A 23,276-nucleotide genomic window follows, 5' to 3' on the forward strand; every position below is an offset into this window, starting at 1 on the left:
TCGTGTGGTGTCGTCGCGCTACGCGCCGGCCGCCAGGTCAGGCGTCGCGCTGATCTCGCCGCGCGAGGTGACGCCGACGGCCACCTTCTCGCCGCGCGGACCGTTCTCGAACACGAACTCGCCGTTCTCGGCATCCACCTTCACGTGATCGCCCGCCTCGAGCTCGCCGTGCAGGATCTTCTCCGACAGGCGGTCCTCGACCTCGCGCTGCATGGCGCGGCGCAGCGGACGAGCACCGAGGGCCGGGTCGAACCCGATCTCGATGAGCCGCTCCTTGGCCGCCTGCGACAGCTCGATCGTCATGTCGCGGTCGAGCAGACGCTCACCGAGGCGCTTCGTGAACAGATCCACGATCTGCACCAGCTCGGGCTTCGACAGCTGCGGGAACACGATGATGTCGTCGACGCGGTTGAGGAACTCGGGCTTGAAGTTGCGCTTGAGCTCCTCGTTGACCTTGCCCTTCATGCGGTCGTACGTCGTGCCCTGATCGCCCTCGACCTGGAAACCCACAGGACCGCCGGCGATCGCCGACGAGCCGAGGTTGGTCGTCATGATGATCACGGTGTTCTTGAAGTCGACCACACGCCCCTGACCGTCCGTCAGGCGACCCTCCTCGAGGATCTGCAGCAGCGAGTTGAAGATGTCGGGGTGCGCCTTCTCGATCTCGTCGAACAGCACGACCGAGAACGGCTTGCGGCGCACCTTCTCGGTGAGCTGGCCGCCCTCTTCGAAGCCGACGAACCCGGGAGGGGCGCCGAACAGACGCGAGACGGTGTGCTTCTCACCGAACTCCGACATGTCGAGCGAGATCAGCGCGGCCTCGTCGTCGAACAGGAACTCGGCGAGCGCCTTGGCGAGCTCGGTCTTCCCGACACCGGTGGGGCCGGCGAAGATGAACGAGCCCGACGGGCGCTTCGGGTCCTTGAGGCCGGCGCGCTGACGGCGGATCGTCTTGGAGAGGGCGGCGATCGCCTCCTCCTGGCCGATGACGCGCTGGTGCAGCGCCTTCTCCATGAAGACGAGGCGGCTCGACTCCTCCTCGGTGAGCTTGAACACCGGGATGCCGGTCGCCTGGGCGAGCACCTCGGCGATCAGTCCCTCGTCGACCACCGCGTGGGAGGCGACGTCGCCGGAACGCCACTGCTTCTCGAGGCGCAGGCGCTCGGCGAGCAGCGACTTCTCCTCGTCGCGCAGCGACGCGGCCTTCTCGAAGTCCTGGTCCTCGGAGGCCTGCTCCTTGTCCTCGCGGACCTTGGCGATCTTGTCGTCGAACTCGCGCAGCTCGGGCGGGCTCGACAGGATCGACAGCCGGAGGCGTGCACCGGCCTCGTCGATCAGGTCGATCGCCTTGTCGGGCAGGAAGCGGTCCGAGATGTACCGGTCGGCGAGGTTCGCGGCGGCGACGATCGCGCCGTCGGTGATCTGCACCTTGTGGTGCGCCTCGTAGCGGTCGCGCAAGCCCTTCAGGATGTTGATCGCGTGGGGCAGGCTGGGCTCGGCGACCTGGATCGGCTGGAAGCGGCGCTCGAGCGCGGCATCCTTCTCGAAGTGCTTGCGGTACTCGTCGAGCGTCGTCGCGCCGATCGTCTGCAGCTCACCCCGGGCGAGCAGAGGCTTGAGGATCGACGCCGCGTCGATCGCGCCCTCGGCGGCACCGGCACCCACCAGGGTGTGGATCTCGTCGATGAAGACGATGATGTCGCCGCGCGTGCGGATCTCCTTCGTGACCTTCTTCAGGCGCTCCTCGAAGTCACCGCGGTAGCGGGAGCCGGCGATGAGCGAGCCGAGGTCGAGCGAGTACAGCTGCTTGTCCTTGAGCGTCTCGGGCACGTCGCCCTTGACGATCGCCTGAGCGAGCCCCTCGACGACCGCCGTCTTGCCGACGCCCGGCTCGCCGATCAGCACCGGGTTGTTCTTGGAGCGCCGCGACAGGATCTGCATGACGCGCTCGATCTCCTTCTCGCGCCCGATCACCGGGTCGAGCTTGTTGTCGCGCGCCGCCTGCGTGAGGTTGCGGCCGAACTGGTCGAGCACCTGGGAGCCTCCCTGCGTGGTGCCCTGGGTCTGCTCTCCGGCGCCGCTGGCAACGCCCGCGGGCTCCTTGCCCTGGTAGCCGCTCAGCAGCTGGATGACCTGCTGCCGCACCTTGTTCAGGTCGGCGCCCAGCTTCACGAGCACCTGTGCGGCGACGCCCTCGCCCTCGCGGATGAGGCCCAGAAGAATGTGCTCCGTGCCGATGTAGTTGTGGCCGAGCTGCAGCGCCTCGCGCAGCGACAGCTCCAGCACCTTCTTGGCACGGGGGGTGAACGGGATGTGGCCGGTCGGCTGCTGCTGCCCCTGGCCGATGATGTCCTGCACCTGCTCGCGCACGGCGTCGAGCGAGATGCCGAGACTCTCGAGGGCCTTGGCTGCGACGCCCTCGCCCTCGTGGATGAGCCCGAGCAGGATGTGCTCGGTGCCGATGTAGTTGTGGTTGAGCATCTTCGCCTCTTCCTGGGCGAGGACGACCACACGACGGGCACGGTCGGTGAATCTCTCGAACATCGCTTTTCCTCCGGGGCGCGCGGAGTGCGGTGATGCACTTCTGGCGCCTTACATCGAGGGTAGCCAGGGGGCGGGAAGCGGATGGCCGTGTTCGCCGTGGGCATAGCGCCTTGCGCCTGGGGACTTTCGCGATGACGGATGCCTTGCGCCGAGGCATCCGTTGGCTTATCGTTTTTCGATAACAACGTTTATCGATATGGAGCTGGTGATCCGATGTCAACGACAGCACGTCCGCACGTCTCGCGCGGCGAGGGCTTCGCGCTGGGTCTCATCGCGACCGGTGCGATCAGCGTCGCCGCGGCGGCCCTGGTGGCCGTCGTCCGCGCGGCGTTCGCCGTCTTCGCGAGCGAACCGACGCTCCGCATGCCCGTCACCGGTGGCGAGGTGCCGGGACTCTCGAGCGTTCCCGACATCACGGCGGCGTCCTACGCGTCCGCCGACGTGACGTTCACGTCGCTTCCCGCCGGCGTGAGCTGGATGCTGCTGCTCGAGCAGGCGCTCCCCGCGTTGGCGACCATCGGCGTCTGCATCGTCGCGTGGTGGCTGGGCGTGTCGCTGATGCGAGCACGGCCCTTCCGCCCCGCGATGTCGAGCGCGATCGGCGCGGCTGCCTGTCTCGTGCTCGCAGGCGGCGTCTTCGGCCAGCTGTTCGGTGCCATCGGCCGCGCGATGCTGGTGGACGACCTGGCAGCGGACTCCCCCGAGGTCACGGACGTCTTCTGGACGCTCCTCGTGGAGCTGGACCTTGCGCCCGTCGGCTGGGGCTTCGCGCTCGCGCTCGTCGCCGCATCGTTCGCGATCGGCGCGCGCCTGCAGCGTGAGACGGAGCTGCTGGTATGAGCATCGGCTGGCCCGACCTCGGTGGCGCGATGCTGTGGATCGCGGTGGGTCTGCTCGTCATCGCCGGCATCATCGGTCTTCTCGTATGGGACGCCCGTCGTCGGCACAGCCCGAATCCCGTGCTCGATGTGACAGCGGCGCTCGCCCGCATGTGGATCGCGATCACGGCGGTGGGGCTGATCATCACGGTGTGGAAATGGCTCAGCGGCGGAGACACGTGGGTGCCGCTGATGCCGGTCTCGCTGGAGTGGCCCGCGACGCTGCCCTGTGAGCAGGCGATTCCGGACGAGGCGACCACGACTGCGCTGACGTGCGCACACGTGACTTCCGCTGATGCCACCATCGCCATGCTGAGCGTCGGCACCCGCACCGTGCTGGCGCTCGGTGAGATCCTGGGTCTCGTGCTCGCGGCGACTCCGGCGGTGCTGCTTCTCGTCGTATGCGCGCAGGCACTCAAAGGTGCGCCATTCAGCCGCGTCGTGGGTCGCTGGCTGCTCATCTCCGCGCTGCTCGTCCTCGTCGCGGGTCTGGGCGCGGAGCTGGTGACGAGCGCGGGGCGCGCGCTGGCTGCGGCCGAGGTGCTTCCCCCACCGGATTCGGGCGCCGCAGTCGCGACGACGGGGATCTATCGGTTGACCGTGCCGCTGTGGCCGATCGTCGCGGCCTGCGCGCTCGGCGCACTGGGCGTCGTGTTCCGGCGCGGCGCGGTGCTGCAGCGCGAGACCGAGGGGCTCGTATGACCCCCGCCGACGACGAAGGCCCGAGCGGCGTCCACTGCCGGCTCGACGAGCTGCTCGAGGAGCGGGGTATGACGCTCACCCGGCTGTCGGAGCTCGTCGGAGTCTCGGTCGTGAACCTGTCGATCCTCAAGAACGACCGGGCCCGCGCGATCCGCTACTCGACGCTCTCGGCCATCTGCCGCGCCCTCGACTGCGAGATCGGCGACCTCCTGGTCCGCGCCGACTGAGCGCCCGCGGCATCCGGCACTCGACGTCAGTCGTCACATGCGGCGGTACGGCCTGCCGTTAGTGATGCGATCCGTGGCGACTCACCCACACACGGGGCGTTGGGTCGTCACGAATGGCGGCCTGGGCGGTCTTGCGGCGTCGATTCGTGACGACCCAGGGTCTCTCGGCCAGCACCCCGGCGGGCGGCGGGTGGCAGGGAGGGAGCGGGGGCGGCGGAGCTGACCGGAGAGTGTCACCGGGTGGTGTGGGCCAGCGCCGCCCGCACGCGCTCGACGAGGACCGACGGCGTGACGAAGACCATCCGCGACGTCACACGGACGACGCGCCAGCCGGCGCTCTCAAGCCGGGCGTATCGATCGATGTCGCTCTGCCACTGCCCGACGCTCGCATGATGTGTGCCCTCGGCCTCGACAGCGACGCGGGCATGCGGATACGCCATGTCGACGCACGCCAGGAACGTGCCATCGTCATCGATCACGTCGAAGTCGAGCACAGGCTCGGGGACGCCGGCGTCGACCAAGGTCAGGCGGGTCCAGGTCTCCAGGCGCGAGGATGCGCCCGTCCGAACACGCTCCAGGGCCGCCGCGAGTTGCCGTGCGCCGAGGCGCCGTCCTGCCGTGAGCGCGGCGGTCAGCTGCGCGATCGTCGCGATCGGCGTGGCAGCGATGCGGCGACGCAAGCCGTGCGGCGCACGCGGCACGCGAACGAAGAAGTCTGCGATCGCGACGAGGTCATAGGTGTGGGTGACCTGCCCGACCAGTGTCATCCACGTCGTCGCGGGGCTTGCGAGCGCAAGACCGGATGTGGGATGTCGACGCACCGTCGCAAGCTCGGGACGCAGCGCATGGCCGATGACACCCGCACCGCGAAGCGCCCTCGATGGCCACGGCACGCTGACGTGGAGCATCTCAGCATCGAGCGCGGCGGACGAAGGCCCGCCGCCCGCCACCGACGTGAACAACCGCGGCGGAAGAGGCGCATCCCAGAGAGAAGCTGCCGTGACGTGACTGAAGAACGCGTTCGACGGCATGACGGGCGAATACTGCCGAGCGCGCTCGTGAATCCGCTGGACCTCGTGACTCCGCGAGTAGAAGGAGTCACCGCCTTGCTGTCCCGCGGCGGAGCGGACCGTCCGCGCTCCATGGAAGACCGCCTCGAGATCGGTGGCGCGCAGGCGACCGCGTGACACGCCCGCGCGCCGAGCGCCGGCGACCGTGAAGTTCGCCCCCAGCCCCGGCGGCAGCTCTGACCCCGGCATGAGGAAACCCTGCCGCATCCGCGCCCGGCGGCGGGGACGTTGTCCACAGACCGGGCAGCGTACCTCGTTCGGTCGCCACGGACGGCGATGCCCCGGACCGGCATCCCACCATCTGTGACGACTCAACGAGGAGAACGGATGCCGCGGGGCGCGGCATCCGTCACTCCACCGGGTCAGTCGTTGCCGATGATGGGGATGCGGACGTTGTCGAACTCGCCCCCGGTCAGCACCGCGAACACCTCGACGTCGTCGTCGAGGGCCGAGTCGTCGGGCACCTGCGCGACGGCGCCGCGCGGCGCCATGTCCATCGTGCATACCTGGTCGGCGGGCGGGGTGGCGAAGGTCACCGTGACCTCGGTCGGCGACGAGACCTCGGTCGACTCGAGCGTCGGGGCGCACGAGGACGATCCCCACGACAGGATGACGAACTGGCCGTCTTCGTCCGCCCAGCCGGCGCTGGGAAGGTAGTCGGGCTCGCCGCTCGGGTCGAGTCCTGTGACGCCGTCGAGATCGGTGTCGCCGGCGTACCCGTCGCCGGTCACGCGGATCTCGAGCTCCTGCGTCGGGGCGATGCCCTCCGGCAGCGCCACGATCGTCGCCCCGGGCACCAGATCCCGGGTGCATGCCGTGGCATCCTCCGGCTCGACGAGTTCGACCTCGAGAACACCGTCGGCGTAGGCGACGTCACCAGCGATCGGCACGCACGTGGACGAACCGATAGTGACCAGGCCGACCATGCGTCCGTTGTCGAGCCACGCCGCCGAGACTTCGGAATCCTGGCCCGAGCCGCCGGTCGTCGCCGACGGCGACGGCGATGGGCCCGATCCGGCCGGAGACGCGCACGCCGTCAGGGCTCCTGCGGCCAGCAGTGCCAGGCCCAACGCGGCGGCGAGTGAACGGGAACGAGCGGTCATGCGAGCCTCCTCGAGAAACGCGGATGCCTCGACACGCAGCATCCGTCCTCTTTCATGGTGTCGCACATCGCCCGGAAATCTCATCACGCCGATCACGTGAATGTCACGATCGGCCGGGAGAATCCCTACTGCAGCGCGGACGTCAGGCGTGCGAGGTTGTCGAGCACCGTCGAGCGCAGCGGCTGCTTCTCCCACTCCTCGAGGGTCAGCTCGCGCGACAGCGACCGGTACCGGTCCTCGACCTCGCGCATCTCGCGCACGAACTCCTCGCCCCGCACGAGCATCGAGATCTCCATGTTGAGACCGAATGAGCGCATGTCCATGTTGCTCGAGCCGATGATCGCGACCTCGTCGTCGATCGTGAGGCTCTTCGTGTGCAGGATGAACGGCTTCTTGTACATCCAGATCTTCACGCCGGCGCGCAGCAGCGCCTCGTAGTAACTGCGCTGGGCGTGGTAGACGATCGCCTGGTCGCCCTCCTCCGACACGAACAGCTCGACGTGGATGCCGCGCTGGCAGGCCGTCGTGATCGCCAGCAGCAGCGCCTCGTCGGGCACGAAGTACGGGCTCACCACGATGATCTGCCGCTGCGCGGCGTACAGCAGCGCGGCGAACAGCTTGAGGTTGTTCTCGAACTCGAACCCTGGGCCGGACGGCACGATCTGGCAGTCCAGATCGCCCGGGCCGGAAGTCACGTCGAAGAGGTCGATCTCGTCGGTGAGAACCTCGTCGGTCTCGCTGTACCAGTCGCTCAGGAAGACGGCATTGACGGATGCCACGACCGGGCCCTCGATGCGCGCCATGAGGTCGACCCAGTGAAGGCCGCGCCGGATGTTCTTCTTCAGGTTGTACGTCGAGTCGGTGACGTTCTGCGACCCGGTGAAGGCCACGCGCCCGTCGACGACCAGGAGCTTGCGGTGGTTGCGCAGATCGGGACGCTGGTACTTGCCCTTGAACGGCTGCACCGGGAGCATGAGGTGCCATTGCGCCCCCATCGCGTCGAGGCGCTTGAGGGTGCGGCGGTACTTCGGCTTGCCGCGGTTCGCCCAGTGGTCCAGCAGCACGCGGACCGTCACGCCGCGGGCCGCGACCTCTTCGAGCGCGCGGAAGAGGTTGTCGGTCGCGGCATCCGCCTGGAAGATGTAGAACTCGATGTGCACGTAGCGCTCGGCTTCGCGGATGGCCTCGGCCATCGCGTCGAGGCTCTCCTGGTAGTCCGAGATGATGTGCGCTGCGTTGTCGCCGGCGAGCGGCATTGCGCCGAGGTTGCGGTTGAGCGTCACCAGCGACGTGAACCACTGCGGTGCGTGCGGGCGGAGCGTGCCGAAATCGAGCGACGCGCTGGTGTCGTGGATGTACTCGTTGATGCGCTCCTGCTTGCGGCGGCGCTTGCGCGGAAGCCGCGGATTGCCGATCAGCAGGAACAGGAAGACGCCGATGATCGGGATGAAGTAGATCGCCAGCAGCCACGCCATCGCGGCAGTGGGGCGACGGTTGCGCGGAACGATGATGATCGCTGCGATGCGGATGGCGAGGTCGACGACGAAGACGACCACGACCCACCACGTCGCATCGAACGTGATGGTGATCACCTGGTCTCCTCCGCGTTCCCCCGGGTGCGTGTGCCCAGCGTACTGGGCACCACGGTCACGACTCGGACGCGGAGACGGGCGACGACGCTGCGGCTGCGCCGGCAGTGGGCGCGACCGGGGGGAGACCACGCTTGGCGCGCTCCTCGGCTTCGATCCTGGCGTACTGCCGACGTTCGTTGCGGTCGGCGAAGATCACGCTGCGCAGGATGAAGAAGAAAAGTGCGCTGACGACCACGGTAGGCAGCAGCGTCCACACGACTGCGACCCAGTAATCGTCCATGCCCTCCAGGATACGCCGTGGCGGCGGACGACCGGTCCGCGCCGGCTCCTCCCCAGGGCGCCGATGCGGCATTCCGGCGGCTGCTTCCTGTGGACAACGGCACGGGGTCCCGCCGGCGGCGAGAGTCGTCCACCATGACCAGCACGATCGTGAAAGCCGCGGATGCCGCGCAGTTCCTGTCCTTCGTCCCCCGCCTGCTCGGGTATCACCCCACGCGGAGCCTCGTGGTGATTCCCTTCCACGGCTCGCGCAGCCTCGGCGCGATGCGGTTCGACCTCCCTCTCGACGAGGGGGATGCGGTGGATCGCGTCGCCTCGACGGTGATCGGCATGGTGTGCCGTCTGCCCGAGGCCGATGGCGTCGCCGCGATCGTCTACTGCGACGAGACATTCGGGCCGGGAGAGCGGATGCCGCACCGCCGGCTCGCCGATGCGCTCGAGCGTCGCGCCGACGCCGGCGGCCTGCGCGTGTCGGATCTGCTGTGCGTCGCCGCCGACGCGTGGGGGTCATTCGTCGACCCGGCGTCCCCGGCGACGGGGCGGCCGCTGTCGGAGCTCGTGGTCGTGTTCGACGAGCTCGCCGATCTGCCCGACCCCAGCGGCGACCAGGGCACGGGTGCCGAGCTGCCCGCCACCGACCTCGCCGAGCGCGAGCGCGTCGGGCGGTCCCTCCTCGCGCTCGGGCAGGCGGTGGAGCTGCTGTGCGGCGACGGCGACGAGGCGTCCGCCGCGGGCGTCGCCGAGAGCGAGGACGTCGCCGTCGCCACGGCGTCCGCCGACCTCGCGACCGCACCGCCTCCGGTGACCGGCGAAGGAAGCGCGGGGGCGGTCGCCGCGGCGCCGCGCATCGACCCGCTAGCCCTCGCCACGGTATGCCGGCTCGACGATCTGCCCACGCTGTTCGAGGACGCGCTCGGCTGGGACGCCGACGCGCTCCCGCCGTTCGACGCCGCCGCGCTGGTGTGGTGCCTCTCGCGTCCGTCGCTGCGCGACATCGCCCTCGTGCAGTGGAGCGGCACCCTCATCCAGGGAGACGAGGCGTTCGACGCGCAGCTGCGCTGGGAGGCGGGCGAGGAGTATCCGGCGCACCTGGCGATGCGCATGTGGGGCGAGGGCGACCGGCCCGATCCCGAGCGCCTCGCCGCGGCGCTGCGCCTGGTGAGGCGCGTGGCCGCGGTCGCCCCGCGCGCGTCGCGGCCCGGGCCGCTGGCCATGTGCGCGTGGCTCTCGTGGGCGCTGGGCCGCTCGACCCATGCCGAGGTCTACGCATCGCAGGCGTGCGAGATCGAGCCGGAGCATGGGCTGTCCGAGATCGTGCTCTCGTTCGTGCGTGCCGGGCACCTTCCCGACTGGGCCTTTCGGCGGGCCGGAGCGCGGTGAGCGCTCCGTTTCGTCTACTTGACGAGCGGGAACATGATCGTCTCGCGGATGCCGAGCCCCGTGATCGCCATGAGGAGCCGGTCGATTCCCATCCCCATGCCGCCCGTCGGGGGCATGCCGTGCTCGAGGGCACGCAGGAACTCCTCGTCGATGCGCATCGCCTCGAGGTCGCCCTGCGCTGCCAGCTTCGCCTGCTCGACGAAGCGCTCGCGCTGGATGACCGGATCGACGAGCTCGGAGTATCCGGTGGCGAGCTCGAAGCCGCGCACGTACAGGTCCCACTTCTCGACGACGCCGGGGATCGATCGGTGCTCGCGCACCAGCGGACTGGTGTCGAGCGGGAAGTCCATGACGAATGTCGGGCGCGTGAGCTGCGACTTCACGAAGTGCTCCCACAGCTCCTCGACGAGCTTGCCGTGGATGACATGCGGCGGCTCGTCGACGCCCTCGGCCGCGGCGAGCGCGCGCAGCTCGTCGAGCGGCGTCTCGGGCGTGATCTCGCGTCCTGCGGCGTGCGAGAGGGATTCGTACATCGACAGCCGGTCCCACTCGCCGCCGAGGTCGTACTCGGTGCCGTCGGCCCACGTGACGGTCGTCGAGCCGGTCACCGCACGCGCGGCGTCCTGGATGAGCTCCTGCGTCAGGTCGGCGATGCCGTGGTAGTCGCTGTACGCCTGGTAGGCCTCGAGCATCGCGAACTCGGGGCTGTGCGTCGAGTCGGCGCCCTCGTTGCGGAAGTTGCGGTTGATCTCGAACACCCGGTCGATGCCCCCGACGACGGCGCGCTTGAGGAAGAGCTCCGGCGCGATGCGCAGGTACAGGTCGGCGTCGAACGCGTTCGCGTGGGTGATGAACGGCCGAGCGGATGCGCCGCCGTGCTGCACCTGCAGCATCGGGGTCTCGACCTCGATGAATCCGTGCGATGCGAACGTCCGGCGCAGGCTCGCGTTGACCTTCGCGCGGGCGACCACGGTCTCGCGGGCGCGGTCGCGCACGATGAGATCGAGGAACCGGCTGCGCACGCGGCTCTCCTCGCTGAGCTCGGTGTACATGTTCGGCAGCGGCAGGATGGCCTTCGACGCGATGCGCCAGTCCACGACCATGATCGACAGCTCGCCGCGGCGGCTCGAGATGATCTCGCCCGACACGAACACGTGGTCGCCGAGGTCGACGAGCTCCTTCCACGCCTGCAGCGACTCCTCGCCCACGGAGGCGAGCGACACCATCGCCTGGATACGGCTGCCGTCGCCGGCCTGGAGCGTCGCGAAGCACAGCTTGCCGGTGTTGCGGCTGAAGACGACGCGGCCCGCGACGGCGGCGGTGACGCCGGTCTCGGCACCCGCCTCGAGATCTCCGAAGCGCTCGCGCAGGGCCGGGATCGTGTCGGTGATCGCGACGCTCACCGGGTAGGCCCCGCCCGCGGCATCCGTCCGCTCGGCGATCAGCCGCTCGCGCTTGGCCAGCCGCACGGCCTTCTGCTCGAAGATGTCCTCTTCGGTCGGCTCGGCAGGCGGGGTCTGGTCGGTCATGGAGGGGCTCCTAGGAAAGCGGACCCCCAAGTCTATCGACGGCCCCGGCTGCGGCCTGTCCGAGAGCCCGGCGCACGCCGGCGAAGCACAGGAGCCTCGCGGTCGGCGCCCTCCCCGACCCCTTGGCCGGCCGTCCACCGGCGAGTATGGTCGGACACGCTCTCCGAGCGCCCTCGACCGAACGGATCGAGAAATGCCGCGTACTCGCTCCACGATGTCGGACGGCCACGGGTTCTGGGTCGTGGCGGTCGCCTTCACGCTCGTGACGGCGTACGCGACGGTGCCGACGCCGCTGTATCCGCTCTACCAGGCCGCAGATGACTTCCCGGTCCCGGTGGTGACGCTCATCTTCGCCGCCTTCGCCGTGGGTGTCGTCGTCAGTCTCTTCCTGATCGGTCACATCAGCGACTGGGCCGGACGGCGGCGGATGACCGTCATCGCACTGCTCACGTCCGCGGGCGCGTGCGTCGTCTTCATGCTCTGGAGCTCTGTGCCGGGCCTGATCACCGCCCGCTTCGTCGACGGCGTGGCCGTCGGCACGCTCAGCGCCGCCGCGACCGCGCATCTCGCCGAACTCCGAGCGCTGCGGTGGCCCGCCGAGTCGACGGTCGTCGCAGCATCCGTCGCGGGCGCCGCCAATATCGGCGGGCTCGCGCTCGGCCCGCTCATCGGCGGCCTGTTCGCCGAGTTCCTCCCGGATCCGCTCGAGCTCCCGCACGCGGTCTTCCTCGTGCTCTTCCTCGCGGCCGCGGCGATCGTCCGGTTCGTGCCGGAGACCGTTGCCACCGCCGCGCCCCACCCGGCGTATCGCCCACAGCGGCTCGCACTCCCGCCCGCTTCGCGCGCAGCGTTCGCGGCGGCGGGCGTGGGTGCGGCCGCGTCATTCGCTCTCTTCGCGCTCTTCACCTCGCTCGCGCCGACGTTCCTCCGCGAGACGTTCCACGTGACGGATCACCTCGTCCACGGCGCCACGGTGTTCGCGGTGTTCGCCGCGGCGGCGACGGCGCAGCTCGTTCTGGTGCGTGTCGCGCAGCGGACGCAGATCGTCATCGCGATCGCGAGCCTCGTCATCGGTCTCACGCTCATCTCGGCCGGTGCGGTGCTTCCGGCCCTGGCCCTCTTCATCGTCGGCGGCATCGTCGCAGGGGCGGGCGCCGGCATCCTGTTCCGATCGGCGATCGCCGCAGCGGGTGCGCTGGCCGCGCCCGGCCGACGCGGTGAGACGCTCGCGCTGCTGTTCCTCATCGCCTACGCGGGGCTCGTCGCACCGGTGCTCGTCGTCGGCTGGAGCCTGACGTTCGCCGGCGAGACGACGGTGCTGGTCGTCTTCGCCGCGGTGGTGCTCGTCGCGGCGCTCGGCGCGGGCATCGCCATGCTCCGTCACGTGCCCGAGACGCGCGCGCAGCCGGCCGCAGGCGCGGGCTGACGTGGGGAGGTCTCAGCCCACGTAGATCTCGGCGTTGTCGATGAACCGGTGACCCGCCACGCTCGCCGCGATGAGGGCCAGAGCGCGCCCCCGGGTTCCCTCGTCGAAGGGCAGGAACGTCTCGGGATCGACGACGCTCAAGTACTCCAGGCGGATCCGCGGCTCGCCCATGAGCGCCGACTGCGCGGCCGCGATGCAGGCGTCCACTCCGCGGTCCGCGTTCGCGGCCGCCGCATCGAGCGCCGCCGGCAGCAGCGAGGCCGCGGCGAGGTCCTGTTCGTCGAGCAGCCCGACGCGCGTCGACACCGGCAGCCCGTCGTCCCCGCGCACCGTCTGGACCGTCGCCACCTCGATGTCGAAGAACAGATCGCGGATCATGCGACGCACCAGGAAGACGCGCTGCCGATCGCGCTCACCGTAGACGGCGACCTCCGGCTGCACGAGCTGGAACAGCTTGGCCTCGATCGTGAGCAGACCGTCGAAGTAGTACGGTCGCGAGCGACCCTCGTAGCGCAGCCCCGGATCGCCGGCGCTGATCTTCGTCGTCGCCGAGCCGTCCGGCAGCAGCTCGGCCGCGTCGGGGGCGAAGACGAGTTCGACACCGAGCGACTCGAGCAGCCGGATGTCGTCGTCGACCGCACGCGGGTACGCCGCGTAGTCCGCGGGGTTCGCGAACCGCAGCGGGTTGACGAAGATCGAGACGACCACGATGTCGGCCACCTCCCGCGCACGGTGGACGAGGTCGATGTGTCCGTCGTGGAGCGAGCCGATCGTCGAGATCAGCGCGACGCGCGCGCTCGGATCGGACTCCCTGGCCGCGGCCAGCCGGGTGCGCAGCTCGGCTGCGGTGCGGATCATCCTTGGATCGTAGCCGTGGGGTCGATGCCCGGCCCCGAGCCTGCCTCGGTGAGCGCCTGGTCGATCGCGGTATGAACCAGCGCCGACAGGTACGCGCCCGGATGCGGCACGCCGGCCTCGGTCAGCAGGGCTGCCGCCTGCCGGACGATCGAGCGTGAGAAGTCGCGGGCTGTCTCGATCGCCTCGGCGTACGCGGGCCGCGCAGCCTCGTCGACCACGACCGGCTCGCAGCCGAGCTCGACCGCGAGCGCCTGCGCGATCGGCAGCACGGGTCCGGGCGCGGTCACGGCGGCGTACGCGTTCTTGAGCGCTCGCACGTCCATCGACGTTCCGGTGAACGTGATGGCGGGATGGATTGCGAGTGGTATCGCGCCCTTCGCGACGGCCGGCGCGAGCACGCCCGTGCCGTACCACGCGTCCGTGTGCAGCACGAGCTGCCCGGGCTGCCACGCGCCGACCTCCGCCAGCCCCGAGACGAGCCCCTCGAGCTGGTCGTGGGGCACCGCGACGACCACGAGCTCGCTGCGACGCGCGACCTCGGTCGCGTCGAGCACCGGCACGTCGGGAAGCACGGCGTCGACACGGTCGGGGTCGGAGCCCGCCGTGATGCCGATCAGGGCGTGACCCGCGCCGGCGAGCGCGGCGCCGATCGCCGGGCCGACCCGCCCCGCGCCGATCACGCCGACGCCGAGGCGCCCCTCGCGCTTCACGCGCGGTCCCCCTCCGGTGCACCGGGCGAGTGCGCCTCGCCCGTCTCCGAGATCTCGGGCTCGGCGAGGCCCATGCGGCCGGAAGCCCCGCCCGACGCGCCGGCGCCGAGGGGAGCGGCCGCAGGCACCGGCGCCACCGCCCAGCGGTGCGTGCGGTCGCCGAGAGCGGCGCGCACGGTTCCGCGCGCGACGCCGTCGAAGAGATCGAGCGCGGTGTCGCGGTCGATCGCGGCGAGGTACGGGTACACCGGCCCGGTCACGACGTGCGCGCGGGCGTTCGAGACGCGTGTGAGCCGATCGAAGGGCCCCTGGTACAGCCCGAAGCTCTGCAGGCGCGCGAGCGGCACGATCGCGAGCTTGCGCCACACGACGCCGCGGCGCAGCAGGAGCAGATCCGGCGTGAGCCGGAAGCCGTTGCGCCGCCAAGAAAGCGGCCGGATCCACCAGGCGCGGCGCGGCGAGTTCGTGAACGTGTCATCCTCGCCTGGACCACCCACCCCCTGCTGCACGATGAGCGGCCACTCGCTCTCGGGGACGCCGGGCTGCAGCAGGCGCAGCACACGGTCCACGTCCTCGATCTTGCCGACCGGCAGCACCGTGGTGAACTGGTCGGTGTTCGTGTCGGTGGCGCTGCGGCCGGTCAGGCGGTTGATGCGCACCGTCCACCAGCCCGCAGGACGCCACAGGATCGGCTGGGTCACCTCGACGGCGTGCACCCGGCCAGGCGGCACGATCTCGGTCACAGTGGTGAGGAGCCCGAACGTGATCCGGACGCCGTCGGGTGTGGGCGCGATCGAGTATCGCAGCGACCGCACGATGGAGCGGATCCAGTACGCCCCGAAGCCGATGATCGCCGGGACGAAACCGAACAGCAGCCAGGTGACGCCCTGCGACACACCCACCACGATCGCGGCGAACGCGAACAGGAGTCCGACCGTGGACATGCTCAGGACGTGGGATGCCACGAGCCGGCCGACCGGGATGTTCACCACGGACTCCGGCACGGCCGCCGGCGCCTCCGCGCCCTCGATCAGGCCGGTCAGCTCGCGGCCGACGGTCTGGCTCAGGGCCGCGACGCGGCCGCCCTGGCGGGGGCCGGCGCCGGCGGCTGCGGCATCCGCGAGCCGCTGACCCGAGGCGAGGCGCAGGATGTCTGCGCGCACCGCCTCGGCATTCGCGGTGGAGAGGTACTCGAGCTTGACGTTCGCGTCGGTGCCCGCGCCGACCACCTCGAGCTTCGCCATGCCGAGGAGCCGCGCCACCATCGGACGCGTGAGATTGACGCCCTGCACACGGTCGAGCGGGGCGCGGCGCTGCGTGCGGAAGAGGATGCCGCTGCGCACCTCGACATCGTCGCCCGTGATGCGGAACGTGTGGAATCGCCACGACAGGTAGAAGCCCGCGACCAGCACGATGAGCACGGCCAGCACCCCGAGCGCGGCGACCACGTAGAGGTTGTTGACGACGATGAAGTCGATGGGGTCGCCGGAGCCCTCCCACCGTCCGACCTCGTCCTCGATGTCGGGCGCCAGCCACGGCAGGAACACGATCAGCAGCCGATCGCGCAGGTTCGCGACGATGACGCCGATGACCACGAGCAGCACCAGCCCGCCGCGCAGCAGCGGAGTGAGCGGGTGGAGGCGGTGCCATTCGCCGTCGCTCAGCGGCGACCGCACGAGCTCGGGCGGCGGAGCGGGATGCCCGTGGGCGGACGGATCGCTCATAGCCCGGTGCGCCGGCTCTCGGCGACCTCGACGAGGTGGTCGCGGAGCGTCTCGGCGGTGGACTGCTCGAGGCCGGGGATGACGACACCGGTCGCCGCGGCCGCCGTGACGAACTTGAGCTGCGCGATCCCGAAGCCGCGGTCGAGCGGTCCGTGCGTGATGTCGATGAGCTGCATGCGGCCGTAGGGCACGGCGACGAAACGCTGCCACAGGATGCCGCGACGGAAGACGAGGTCGTCCTGACGCAGCTGGTACCCGATCGAGCGGGCTTGACGCGGCAGGATCGCGAGGGTCCAGACGAGGATGACGGTCAGGATGCCGCCCGGGATCCAGGCCCACCACTGGTGCATGAGCAGTGTCAGGACGAGGGTCCCCACCACCACCAGCAGCAGGAACGAGCCGTTCGCGATGAGCTGCACGCGCACGTACTTCGGCGAGATCTGATGCCATACCCCGCCCGTGAGCTCCAAGCGGTTCGCCGACCGCGGCTCGACGAGAGTCTGGAACGTCCCGGCGTCGGGCGCGTCGGTGCCCGTTGAGGGGGGTTGCGCTGGCGCGCCGGGGGTTCGCGGCGAAGCTCCGTCAGGAACTGAGTCGGCTCGCGCCAGCGCGCCAGGGGTTTGGGGCGAAGCCCCATCAAGCTCCCTGTTTCCCGGGCTGTTCGTCATCGTCGTCCTTCCGGATCGTGCACAGGTGCTCCGCGACGAGCCCGGCCGCGACGAGGAGGGCGCCGCAGACCGCCGTCGCGATGACCGTTCCCAACGAGCCTATCGACGGTGCGACGGGTCGGGTCGTCAGGAAGGTCAGGAGCCCGAGGCCCACGCCGCCGATCGCGGCGCCGACGATGCTCGACGCCTTGGCGAGCATCGCCACGCGCACGGCGCGGAACGGGTTCACCGCGGTCTTGGCGGTGCCCCGGGTCGCCCGGCGGATGGGGACCGCGAGGATCACGACGATGGCGCCGAGCGCGACCAGGAGGATCGGGAGCGACACTGCCGGGGTGAAGGTCGGGCGACCCGACGAGGTCAGCAGCTGGTCGATGAGGAACCCCGCGCCCGTGCCCAGGGCGGCGGCGAGCAGGAGGGCCCCGGCACCGGTGCGCTTCACCCCGCCCTCCGCAGGCGCTCGAGCGCCTCATCGACGCGTCCGACGCCCGGCAGCTGTGCGTCGGGGTCGACCGCGAGCCAGGGACCGAGCACGAAGTCGCGTTCGGCCGCGCGCGGATGCGGCAGCCGCAGCTTCGGGTCGTCGCTCTCGACATCTCCGTACGCGATGAGATCGAGGTCGAGCGTGCGATCCTCCCAGCCCGGCTCGAGCGCGGATCTCTCGACACCCCGCTCGCGCCCGAAGCGGCGCTCGATCGCGTGGAGGTAGCCCAGCAGCACGGAGGGGGCGAGCCGCGTGGTGAGGATCGCCACGGCGTTGAGGTACGCAGGCGCCGCGGCATCCGGGCCCTCGGGCTTCAGCGCCACGGACTCGATCGGCTCCGAGACCCGCACCTCCTCGACGAGGGGCAGCCGCGCGAGCTCCCTGATCGCCGCGGTCATCGTCTCAGCGCGGTCGCCGAGGTTCGCACCCAGGGCCACCACCGCCATGACGGGCGAAGCGGCCGCGGGAGCGGCATCCGCGTCGAAGCCCTGAGCGAGTCGTCGATTCACGGTGCGTCCCTCCTCCGCTCGATCGTCACGGCGACGTCGGCGAAAGTCAGCGGAATGGGGGCGTCGGGCTTGTGGACGGTCACGCGCACCGAGTCGACGCGCGCGTCGGTGAGCACGTCGTGTGCGATCCGATCGGCGAGGGTCTCGAGCAGGTCGACGGGGTCGCCCGACACGATGCCGGCCACCCGCTCGGCCAGCTCGCCGTAGTGAACGGTGTCGGCGACGTCGTCGCTGGCCGCAGCCGGGCGGGTGTCGACCCGCAGCAGCAGGTCGACCACGAAGTCCTGACCGGTGCGGCGCTCGTGCTCGTACACTCCGTGGCGGCCGAAGACCTTCAGGCCCGTCAGTGCGATCTCGTCGGGGACGCCCACCGGTCCGCTCCTTCCCAGTTGCGCACCACCGTGAGAGCATCGCGCGTGGCTGCGACATCGTGCACCCGCACCGCCCACACGCCGGCCTGCGCGGCCAGCACGCTCGTCACGGCGGTTGCGAGGTCGCGGCGCGACTCCGTCGCCTCGGCCGGGTCGTCGGCGAGCGCCTCGGCGAGGAATCGCTTGCGGCTCGTTCCCACGAGCACGCGGTGGCCCATGGCCACGAACCTCGGCAGCCCGTGGAGGGTCTCCCAGTTCTGGCGACCCTGCTTGCCGAAGCCGATGCCGGGATCGACGATGACGCGCGCCGGCGGGATGCCGGCGGCCGCGGCCGCCTCGACGCGCGCGGTCAGCTCGGCCACGACCTCGGTGACGACATCGTCGTAGACCGCGCGGGCGTACATGTCGGCGGAGTGGCCGCGCCAGTGCTGCAGCACGATGTCGGCACCCGTCGGCGCGACCGCCGCGAGCATGTCGGGGTCGGCCATCCCGCCCGACACGTCGTTGACGATCCGGGCGCCTGCGGCGAGCGCGGCCACCGCGGTCGAGGCGTTCATGGTGTCGATGCTGACGACGGCGCCGGCCTCGGCGAGCGCACGCACCACCGGGAGCACGCGTGCCTGCTCCACCGAGGGGCCGACACGATCAGCCCCGGGACGCGTCGATTCACCGCCCACGTCGAGGATGTCGGCGCCCTCTGCGCGCAGCCGGAGCCCATGGGCGACGGCGGTGTCGGCATCCGCATACCGGCCCCCATCGCTGAACGAGTCGGGCGTGACGTTGACGATGCCCATCACGAGGGTCATTCGCGAACCCCCGGCGCGCGCGACGCCGCCAGCGGCCCTGCCAGCAGCGCGATCAGCTCGGCGCGGGCGGCGGGCTCGGCCAGCTCGCCCCGCGCCGCGATCGTCACGGTCGAGGCATCCGTCTGCTTCCCTCCCCGCATCGTCACGCATTCGTGGGTCGCATCGAGCACGACCAGCACGCCGCGGGTGTCGAGGGATGCCGCGATCGCGTCCGCGATCTGCTCGCCGAGGCGCTCCTGCACCTGGGGCCGCGACGACAGGATCTCGACGACCTTGGGCAGGGCCCCCAGGCCCACGACGCGCTCCCCCGGAAGGTACGCGATGTGCGCGTGGCCGCGGAAGGGCAGCAGGTGATGCTCGCACACGGAGCGGAACAGGATGTCGCGCAGCATGACCGCACCCGACGGCAGCGTGTCGGGGGCCGGGCCGCGCGTCACCGAGATCGTGTGCGCGAGCGGGGCCGAGGCATCCGTCCCCACGCCCGCGAAGAACTCCGCGTACGCGTCGGCGACCCGCTCGGGCGTCTGCTTCAGGCCCGGGCGGTCGGGGTCCTCCCCGATCGCCTCGAGCAGCTCACGCACGAGCGCGGCGACGCGCTCACGGTCGACGGCCACAGGCCGAGCCTACGCGGTCGCGGGACGCGCCTGCCCGCTCGGGCGACGCTTCGGCGCCTTCTCGGCGACCGGCTGCTCGGCCTCGACGCTCGCGGCGAGGCCTGCCTCGTCACGACGCCGCGGCACCTCGACGGGCGGCAGAGCCGACGGCGGGCGCTGCTCGCTCGAGAGCCACTGCGGGCGCGGCGGGAGCTTCTTGACGTCCTTGAAGATCTCGGCGAGCTCGAGGTGGTCGAGGGTCTCCTTCTCGAGCAGCGCGAGCGCGAGCTTGTCGAGCACGTCGCGGTTGGCGTTGATGACCTCGTACGCCTCGTTGTGCGCCTGCTCGATGAGGTCGCGCACCTGGCCGTCGACGCGTTCGGCGATGCGCTCCGAGAAGTCGCGCCCGTGGCCCATGTCGCGCCCCATGAACACCTCGCCGGAGGACTGGCCGAGCTTGACGGGGCCGATGTCGCCGGTCATGCCGTACTCGGTGACCATCTTGCGGGCGATGCTGGTCGCCTTCTCGATGTCGTTCGAGGCGCCGGTCGTGGGGTCGTGGAAGACGATCTCCTCCGCGACCCGGCCGCCCATGGCGTAGGCGAGCTGGTCCTGCAGCTCGTTGCGGGTGACGGAGTACTTGTCGTCGAGCGGCAGGACCATCGTGTACCCGAGCGCCTTGCCGCGCGGAAGGATCGTGACCTTCGTCACCGGGTCGGTGTGGTTCATCGCCGCCGCCGCGAGCGCGTGGCCGCCCTCGTGGTACGCGGTGATGAGCTTCTCCTTGTCCTTCATCACCCGCGTGCGGCGCTGCGGGCCGGCGAGCACGCGGTCGATGGCCTCGTCGAGCGCGCGGTTGTCGATCAGCTGGGCGTTCGAGCGGGCGGTGAGCAGCGCGGCCTCGTTGAGGACGTTCGCGAGATCGGCGCCGGTGAAGCCGGGCGTCTTGCGGGCGACGACCTCGAGGTCGACGCCGTCGGCGAGCGGCTTGCCACGGCCGTGCACCTCGAGGATCTTGGTGCGGCCCTTGAAGTCCGGCGCGTCCACGCCGATCTGGCGGTCGAAGCGGCCCGGGCGCAGCAGCGCGGGATCGAGGATGTCGGGGCGGTTGGTCGCCGCGATGACGATGACGTTCACCTTGGGGTCGAAGCCGTCCATCTCGACCAGCATCTGGTTGAGGGTCTGCTCGCGCTCGTCGTGTCCGCCGCCCATGCCGGCGCCGCGGTGACGCCCGACGGCGTCGATCTCGTCGATGAAGATGATGGCAGGCGAGGTCTCCTTGGCCTGGTTGAAGAGGTCGCGCACGCGGCTCGCGCCGACGCCGACGAACATCTCGACGAAGTCCGAGCCCGAGATCGAGTAGAACGGCACACCGGCCTCGCCCGCGACGGCGCGGGCGAGCAGCGTCTTTCCGGTGCCGGGAGGGCCGTAGAGCAGCACGCCCTTCGGGATCCGGGCGCCCACGGCCTGGAACTTCGCGGGGTCCTTGAGGAAGTCCTTGATCTCCTGCAGCTCCTCGATCGCCTCGTCGGAGCCGGCGACGTCCTCGAAGGTGACCTGCGGCATCTCCTTGGTCACGAGCTTCGCGCGCGACTTGCCGAACTGCATGACCTTGCTGCCGCCGCCCTGAGCGGACGACAGCAGGAACCAGAAGAGCAGGCCGAGCAGAAGGATCGGCAGGAGCAGCGAGAGGAACCCGTCGAACCAGGTCGCCCGAGGCACCGTGTCGTTGAACCCGTCCTTGGGGTCGGCCGCGTTGATCGCGTCGACGACCTCGTCGGCGCGCGCCGACACGTAGTAGAACTGCACGTCGGTCGCACCCTCGTACGCCTTCGACAGCGTCATGTCGACGCGCTGATCACCGTCGGTGTTGACGACCTCGGTGACCGTGTCGCCCTCCAGCAGCTCCAGACCCTCCTGCGTCGAGATCTGCTTCGCTCCGTTCAGGCTCGAGATGAGCGAGAACCCCACGATGAGGAAGACCCCGATGATGAGGACGTAGAAGAGCGGGTTGCGGGTGATCTTCTTGAAGTCCATGGCGCGGGCGCGTGCCCGACCCCTTTCGTCGACGATCCGCCGCGGGCCAGAGGGCGGCCGCCGACGGTTGAATCAGGGTATCGCGGCGTTCCTAGGCACTGTCTGTGCATTCGCCTGCGGCGTAATCGCTAGGAGTAGACGTGGGGCGCGAGCACGGCGACGTCGCGCAGGTTGCGGTAGCGCTCGGCATAGTCCAGGCCGTACCCCACCACGAACTCCGTCGGGATGTCGAACCCGACGTACTTGCAGTGCACCTCGACCTTCGCGGCCTCGGGCTTGCGCAGCAGCGCGAAGACCTCGACGGATGCCGCGCCACGGGCTGCGAAGTTCTCGAGCAGCCAGCTGAGGGTCAGGCCCGAGTCGATGATGTCCTCGACGATCAGCACGTGCTTGCCCAGGATGTCGGTGTCGAGGTCTTTGCGGATCTGCACGACACCGCTCGACTTCGTGCCGGCGCCGTACGACGACACCGCCATCCAGTCCATCGGCGCGAGCGCGGGCAGCGCCCGAGCGAAGTCGGCCATGACCATGACGGCGCCCTTGAGCACGCCGACGAGCAGGAGGTCCTTGCCGTCGTAGTCGACGGCGACCTGGGCCGCGATCTCGTCGAGCTTGGCTCGGATCTCCTCCTCGGTGACGAGGACTTCGGTGATGTCACTGGAGACGTCGGCCGCGCGCATGCGACGAGTCTAAGCGGAACCCGCCGGCGTTCATCGAGCCGTCGGCGTTGGCCGGGTGGGGCGGCCGCGAGGCGGCCATCTGCGACGGCCCGGCGCCAGGACGCGACGCGTCAGCGTGCGGTGAACTCGACGCGCCCGCCCACGCGGCGGGCGCGGCATCCGGGCAGGTCGATAGGCCCCTGACCCGACCAATCCGTCACCAGCCGCGCCACCTCGAGCGTCTGCGTGCGGGTCAGGCTCTCGTGGAACTCGCTGGCCACCACGAGCCGGATGATGCGGTGGCGGATCGCCGCCGGGTTCGCCGCGAGCGCCGACACCGACACCGAGATGCCCGCTTCGGCATGCTCGACCAGGTCTTCGATCGTCTCGTCGATCATCTCGTCGAACGCCTCGGCATCCTCGCGCAGCTGCGCCGCCGTCCGAGCGAGCGCCTCGGCGATGCCCGGCCCGAGCTCCGCCTCAAGCACCGGCAGCACCCTCTCGCGCACACGCACCCGCGCGTAGCGGGGGTCGGCGTTGTGCGGGTCGTCCCACGGCTCGAGTCCCTCCGCCGCGCACGCGGCCCGGGTCGTCGTGCGGCGGACGCCCAGCAGCGGACGACGCAGCGCGATCCCGTCGAGCTCCGACGTCTCGGCCATGCCCTGGAGGCTGGCCGCACCCGCCCCGCGTGCGAGCCCGAGGAGGACGGTCTCGGCCTGATCGTCGAGCGTGTGCGCGGTGAGGATCGCCACCGCGCCGGCATCGCGGGCCGCCGCGCGCAGCGCGGCGTACCGGGCCTCGCGTGCGGCCGCCTCCGGTCCGCCGTCGGCACCGACTTCGACTCGCACGACGCGCGCGTCGAGCCCGAGCGACTGGGCCTTCGCAGCCGCGGCGGCCGCGGCATCCGTCGACCCCTCCTGCAGGCCGTGGTCGACCGTCAGCGCCGCGGCGCGCAGACCCTGCTTCGGCGCTTCGAACGCCGTCGCGGCGGCGAGAGCGAGCGAGTCGGCGCCGCCCGAGAGCGCCACCATCACGGTGGACGCGGGCGCCAGCGTGCTCAGCGCGCGCCGCACCGCGAGCCGCACCTCGGCGACCGCGGGGTCGAGTCCCGGCCTGCGCTCCACGCGTCC

23 protein-coding genes are annotated in these 23,276 nt (G+C 70.6%); 5 read left to right on the forward strand and 18 right to left on the reverse strand.

Annotation, left to right across the window (positions count from 1 at the left end):
- Positions 1 to 18 precede the first annotated feature (18 nt).
- Positions 19 to 2,544 (reverse strand): ATP-dependent Clp protease ATP-binding subunit, encoded by a 2,526-nt coding sequence (locus tag AC3ANN_RS15370; protein ID WP_488338258.1) that lies wholly within the window; start codon positions 2,542 to 2,544, stop codon positions 19 to 21.
- 213 nt (positions 2,545 to 2,757) lie between these two features.
- Between AC3ANN_RS15370 and AC3ANN_RS15375 the strand changes: the two genes are divergently transcribed.
- From AC3ANN_RS15375 to AC3ANN_RS15385, 3 genes are read left to right on the forward strand one after another with little or no spacing between them, the layout of a single operon-like run.
- Complete coding sequence (locus tag AC3ANN_RS15375) at positions 2,758 to 3,384, forward strand: hypothetical protein (protein WP_488338259.1); 627 nt, start codon at positions 2,758 to 2,760, stop codon at positions 3,382 to 3,384.
- A complete protein-coding gene (locus AC3ANN_RS15380) occupies positions 3,381 to 4,124 on the forward strand; it encodes a hypothetical protein (RefSeq protein WP_488338260.1) in 744 nt (247 codons plus the stop codon). The genes AC3ANN_RS15375 and AC3ANN_RS15380 overlap by 4 nt, the downstream gene beginning before the upstream one ends.
- Positions 4,121 to 4,351, forward strand: a complete 231-nt coding sequence (locus tag AC3ANN_RS15385) for a helix-turn-helix domain-containing protein (RefSeq protein WP_488338261.1) — start codon at positions 4,121 to 4,123, stop codon at positions 4,349 to 4,351. Before AC3ANN_RS15380 ends, AC3ANN_RS15385 begins: the two co-directional genes overlap by 4 nt.
- A 233-nt stretch (positions 4,352 to 4,584) precedes the next feature.
- On the opposite strand, the gene AC3ANN_RS15390 is transcribed toward AC3ANN_RS15385, so the two are convergent.
- From AC3ANN_RS15390 to AC3ANN_RS15405, 4 genes are all read right to left on the reverse strand, one after another.
- Positions 4,585 to 5,610 (reverse strand): endonuclease domain-containing protein, encoded by a 1,026-nt coding sequence (locus AC3ANN_RS15390; protein WP_488338262.1) that lies wholly within the window; start codon positions 5,608 to 5,610, stop codon positions 4,585 to 4,587.
- Positions 5,611 to 5,783: 173 nt separating this feature from the next.
- A complete protein-coding gene (locus AC3ANN_RS15395; protein ID WP_488338263.1) occupies positions 5,784 to 6,524 on the reverse strand; it encodes a hypothetical protein in 741 nt (246 codons plus the stop codon).
- Between the two features lie 125 nt (positions 6,525 to 6,649).
- Positions 6,650 to 8,116 carry a cardiolipin synthase gene (gene cls, locus AC3ANN_RS15400; RefSeq protein WP_488338264.1) on the reverse strand — a complete coding sequence of 489 codons (1,467 nt, stop codon included), beginning with the start codon at positions 8,114 to 8,116 and terminating at the stop codon, positions 6,650 to 6,652.
- 55 nt (positions 8,117 to 8,171) lie between these two features.
- Positions 8,172 to 8,396, reverse strand: coding sequence for a hypothetical protein (locus AC3ANN_RS15405; RefSeq protein WP_488338265.1), 225 nt, complete (start codon positions 8,394 to 8,396; stop codon positions 8,172 to 8,174).
- Positions 8,397 to 8,530: 134 nt separating this feature from the next.
- Between AC3ANN_RS15405 and AC3ANN_RS15410 the strand changes: the two genes are divergently transcribed.
- On the forward strand, positions 8,531 to 9,775 hold the full coding sequence (locus AC3ANN_RS15410; protein WP_488338266.1) for a DUF4192 family protein: 1,245 nt from the start codon (positions 8,531 to 8,533) through the stop codon (positions 9,773 to 9,775).
- A 14-nt stretch (positions 9,776 to 9,789) separates the two neighbouring features.
- Here AC3ANN_RS15410 and lysS read toward each other — a convergent pair whose 3' ends face one another.
- Positions 9,790 to 11,304, reverse strand: coding sequence for a lysine--tRNA ligase (gene lysS, locus AC3ANN_RS15415; RefSeq protein ID WP_488338267.1), 1,515 nt, complete (start codon positions 11,302 to 11,304; stop codon positions 9,790 to 9,792).
- 193 nt (positions 11,305 to 11,497) lie between these two features.
- Between lysS and AC3ANN_RS15420 the strand changes: the two genes are divergently transcribed.
- Positions 11,498 to 12,730 (forward strand): MFS transporter, encoded by a 1,233-nt coding sequence (locus tag AC3ANN_RS15420; RefSeq protein ID WP_488338268.1) that lies wholly within the window; start codon positions 11,498 to 11,500, stop codon positions 12,728 to 12,730.
- 12 nt (positions 12,731 to 12,742) lie between these two features.
- Here the strand turns inward: AC3ANN_RS15420 and panC are convergent, their stop codons facing one another.
- The 12 genes from panC to tilS form a co-directional block, all read right to left on the reverse strand.
- A complete protein-coding gene (panC, locus tag AC3ANN_RS15425) occupies positions 12,743 to 13,588 on the reverse strand; it encodes a pantoate--beta-alanine ligase (protein WP_488338269.1) in 846 nt (281 codons plus the stop codon).
- The gene (locus AC3ANN_RS15430; RefSeq protein ID WP_488338270.1) at positions 13,585 to 14,298 is read right to left on the reverse strand and encodes a DUF2520 domain-containing protein; all 714 of its coding nucleotides are present in this window, start codon (positions 14,296 to 14,298) and stop codon (positions 13,585 to 13,587) included. Before AC3ANN_RS15430 ends, panC begins: the two co-directional genes overlap by 4 nt.
- Positions 14,295 to 16,022 (reverse strand): PH domain-containing protein, encoded by a 1,728-nt coding sequence (locus AC3ANN_RS15435; protein WP_488338271.1) that lies wholly within the window; start codon positions 16,020 to 16,022, stop codon positions 14,295 to 14,297. Before AC3ANN_RS15435 ends, AC3ANN_RS15430 begins: the two co-directional genes overlap by 4 nt.
- Positions 16,019 to 16,492: a PH domain-containing protein gene (locus tag AC3ANN_RS15440; RefSeq protein ID WP_488338272.1), complete on the reverse strand. Its 474-nt coding sequence runs from the start codon at positions 16,490 to 16,492 to the stop codon at positions 16,019 to 16,021. Before AC3ANN_RS15440 ends, AC3ANN_RS15435 begins: the two co-directional genes overlap by 4 nt.
- 166 nt (positions 16,493 to 16,658) lie before the next feature.
- On the reverse strand, positions 16,659 to 17,129 hold the full coding sequence (locus AC3ANN_RS15445) for a DUF3180 domain-containing protein (protein WP_488338273.1): 471 nt from the start codon (positions 17,127 to 17,129) through the stop codon (positions 16,659 to 16,661).
- The gene (gene folK / locus AC3ANN_RS15450; protein WP_488338274.1) at positions 17,126 to 17,680 is read right to left on the reverse strand and encodes a 2-amino-4-hydroxy-6-hydroxymethyldihydropteridine diphosphokinase; all 555 of its coding nucleotides are present in this window, start codon (positions 17,678 to 17,680) and stop codon (positions 17,126 to 17,128) included. Before folK ends, AC3ANN_RS15445 begins: the two co-directional genes overlap by 4 nt.
- Positions 17,677 to 18,051 carry a dihydroneopterin aldolase gene (folB, locus tag AC3ANN_RS15455; protein WP_488338275.1) on the reverse strand — a complete coding sequence of 125 codons (375 nt, stop codon included), beginning with the start codon at positions 18,049 to 18,051 and terminating at the stop codon, positions 17,677 to 17,679. Before folB ends, folK begins: the two co-directional genes overlap by 4 nt.
- A complete protein-coding gene (folP, locus tag AC3ANN_RS15460) occupies positions 18,024 to 18,857 on the reverse strand; it encodes a dihydropteroate synthase (RefSeq protein ID WP_488338276.1) in 834 nt (277 codons plus the stop codon). The genes folB and folP overlap by 28 nt, the downstream gene beginning before the upstream one ends.
- Positions 18,854 to 19,471 (reverse strand): GTP cyclohydrolase I, encoded by a 618-nt coding sequence (gene folE, locus AC3ANN_RS15465; RefSeq protein WP_488338277.1) that lies wholly within the window; start codon positions 19,469 to 19,471, stop codon positions 18,854 to 18,856. Before folE ends, folP begins: the two co-directional genes overlap by 4 nt.
- Positions 19,472 to 19,480: 9 nt before the next feature.
- The gene (gene ftsH, locus AC3ANN_RS15470; protein ID WP_488338278.1) at positions 19,481 to 21,487 is read right to left on the reverse strand and encodes an ATP-dependent zinc metalloprotease FtsH; all 2,007 of its coding nucleotides are present in this window, start codon (positions 21,485 to 21,487) and stop codon (positions 19,481 to 19,483) included.
- A 128-nt stretch (positions 21,488 to 21,615) separates the two neighbouring features.
- A complete protein-coding gene (gene hpt / locus AC3ANN_RS15475) occupies positions 21,616 to 22,167 on the reverse strand; it encodes a hypoxanthine phosphoribosyltransferase (protein WP_488338279.1) in 552 nt (183 codons plus the stop codon).
- Between the two features lie 110 nt (positions 22,168 to 22,277).
- Positions 22,278 to 23,270 (reverse strand): tRNA lysidine(34) synthetase TilS, encoded by a 993-nt coding sequence (tilS, locus tag AC3ANN_RS15480; RefSeq protein ID WP_488338280.1) that lies wholly within the window; start codon positions 23,268 to 23,270, stop codon positions 22,278 to 22,280.
- Between the last annotated feature and the right edge of the window lie 6 nt (positions 23,271 to 23,276).

The sequence above is a fragment of the Microbacterium sp. STRO-2N genome (assembly GCF_057747775.1).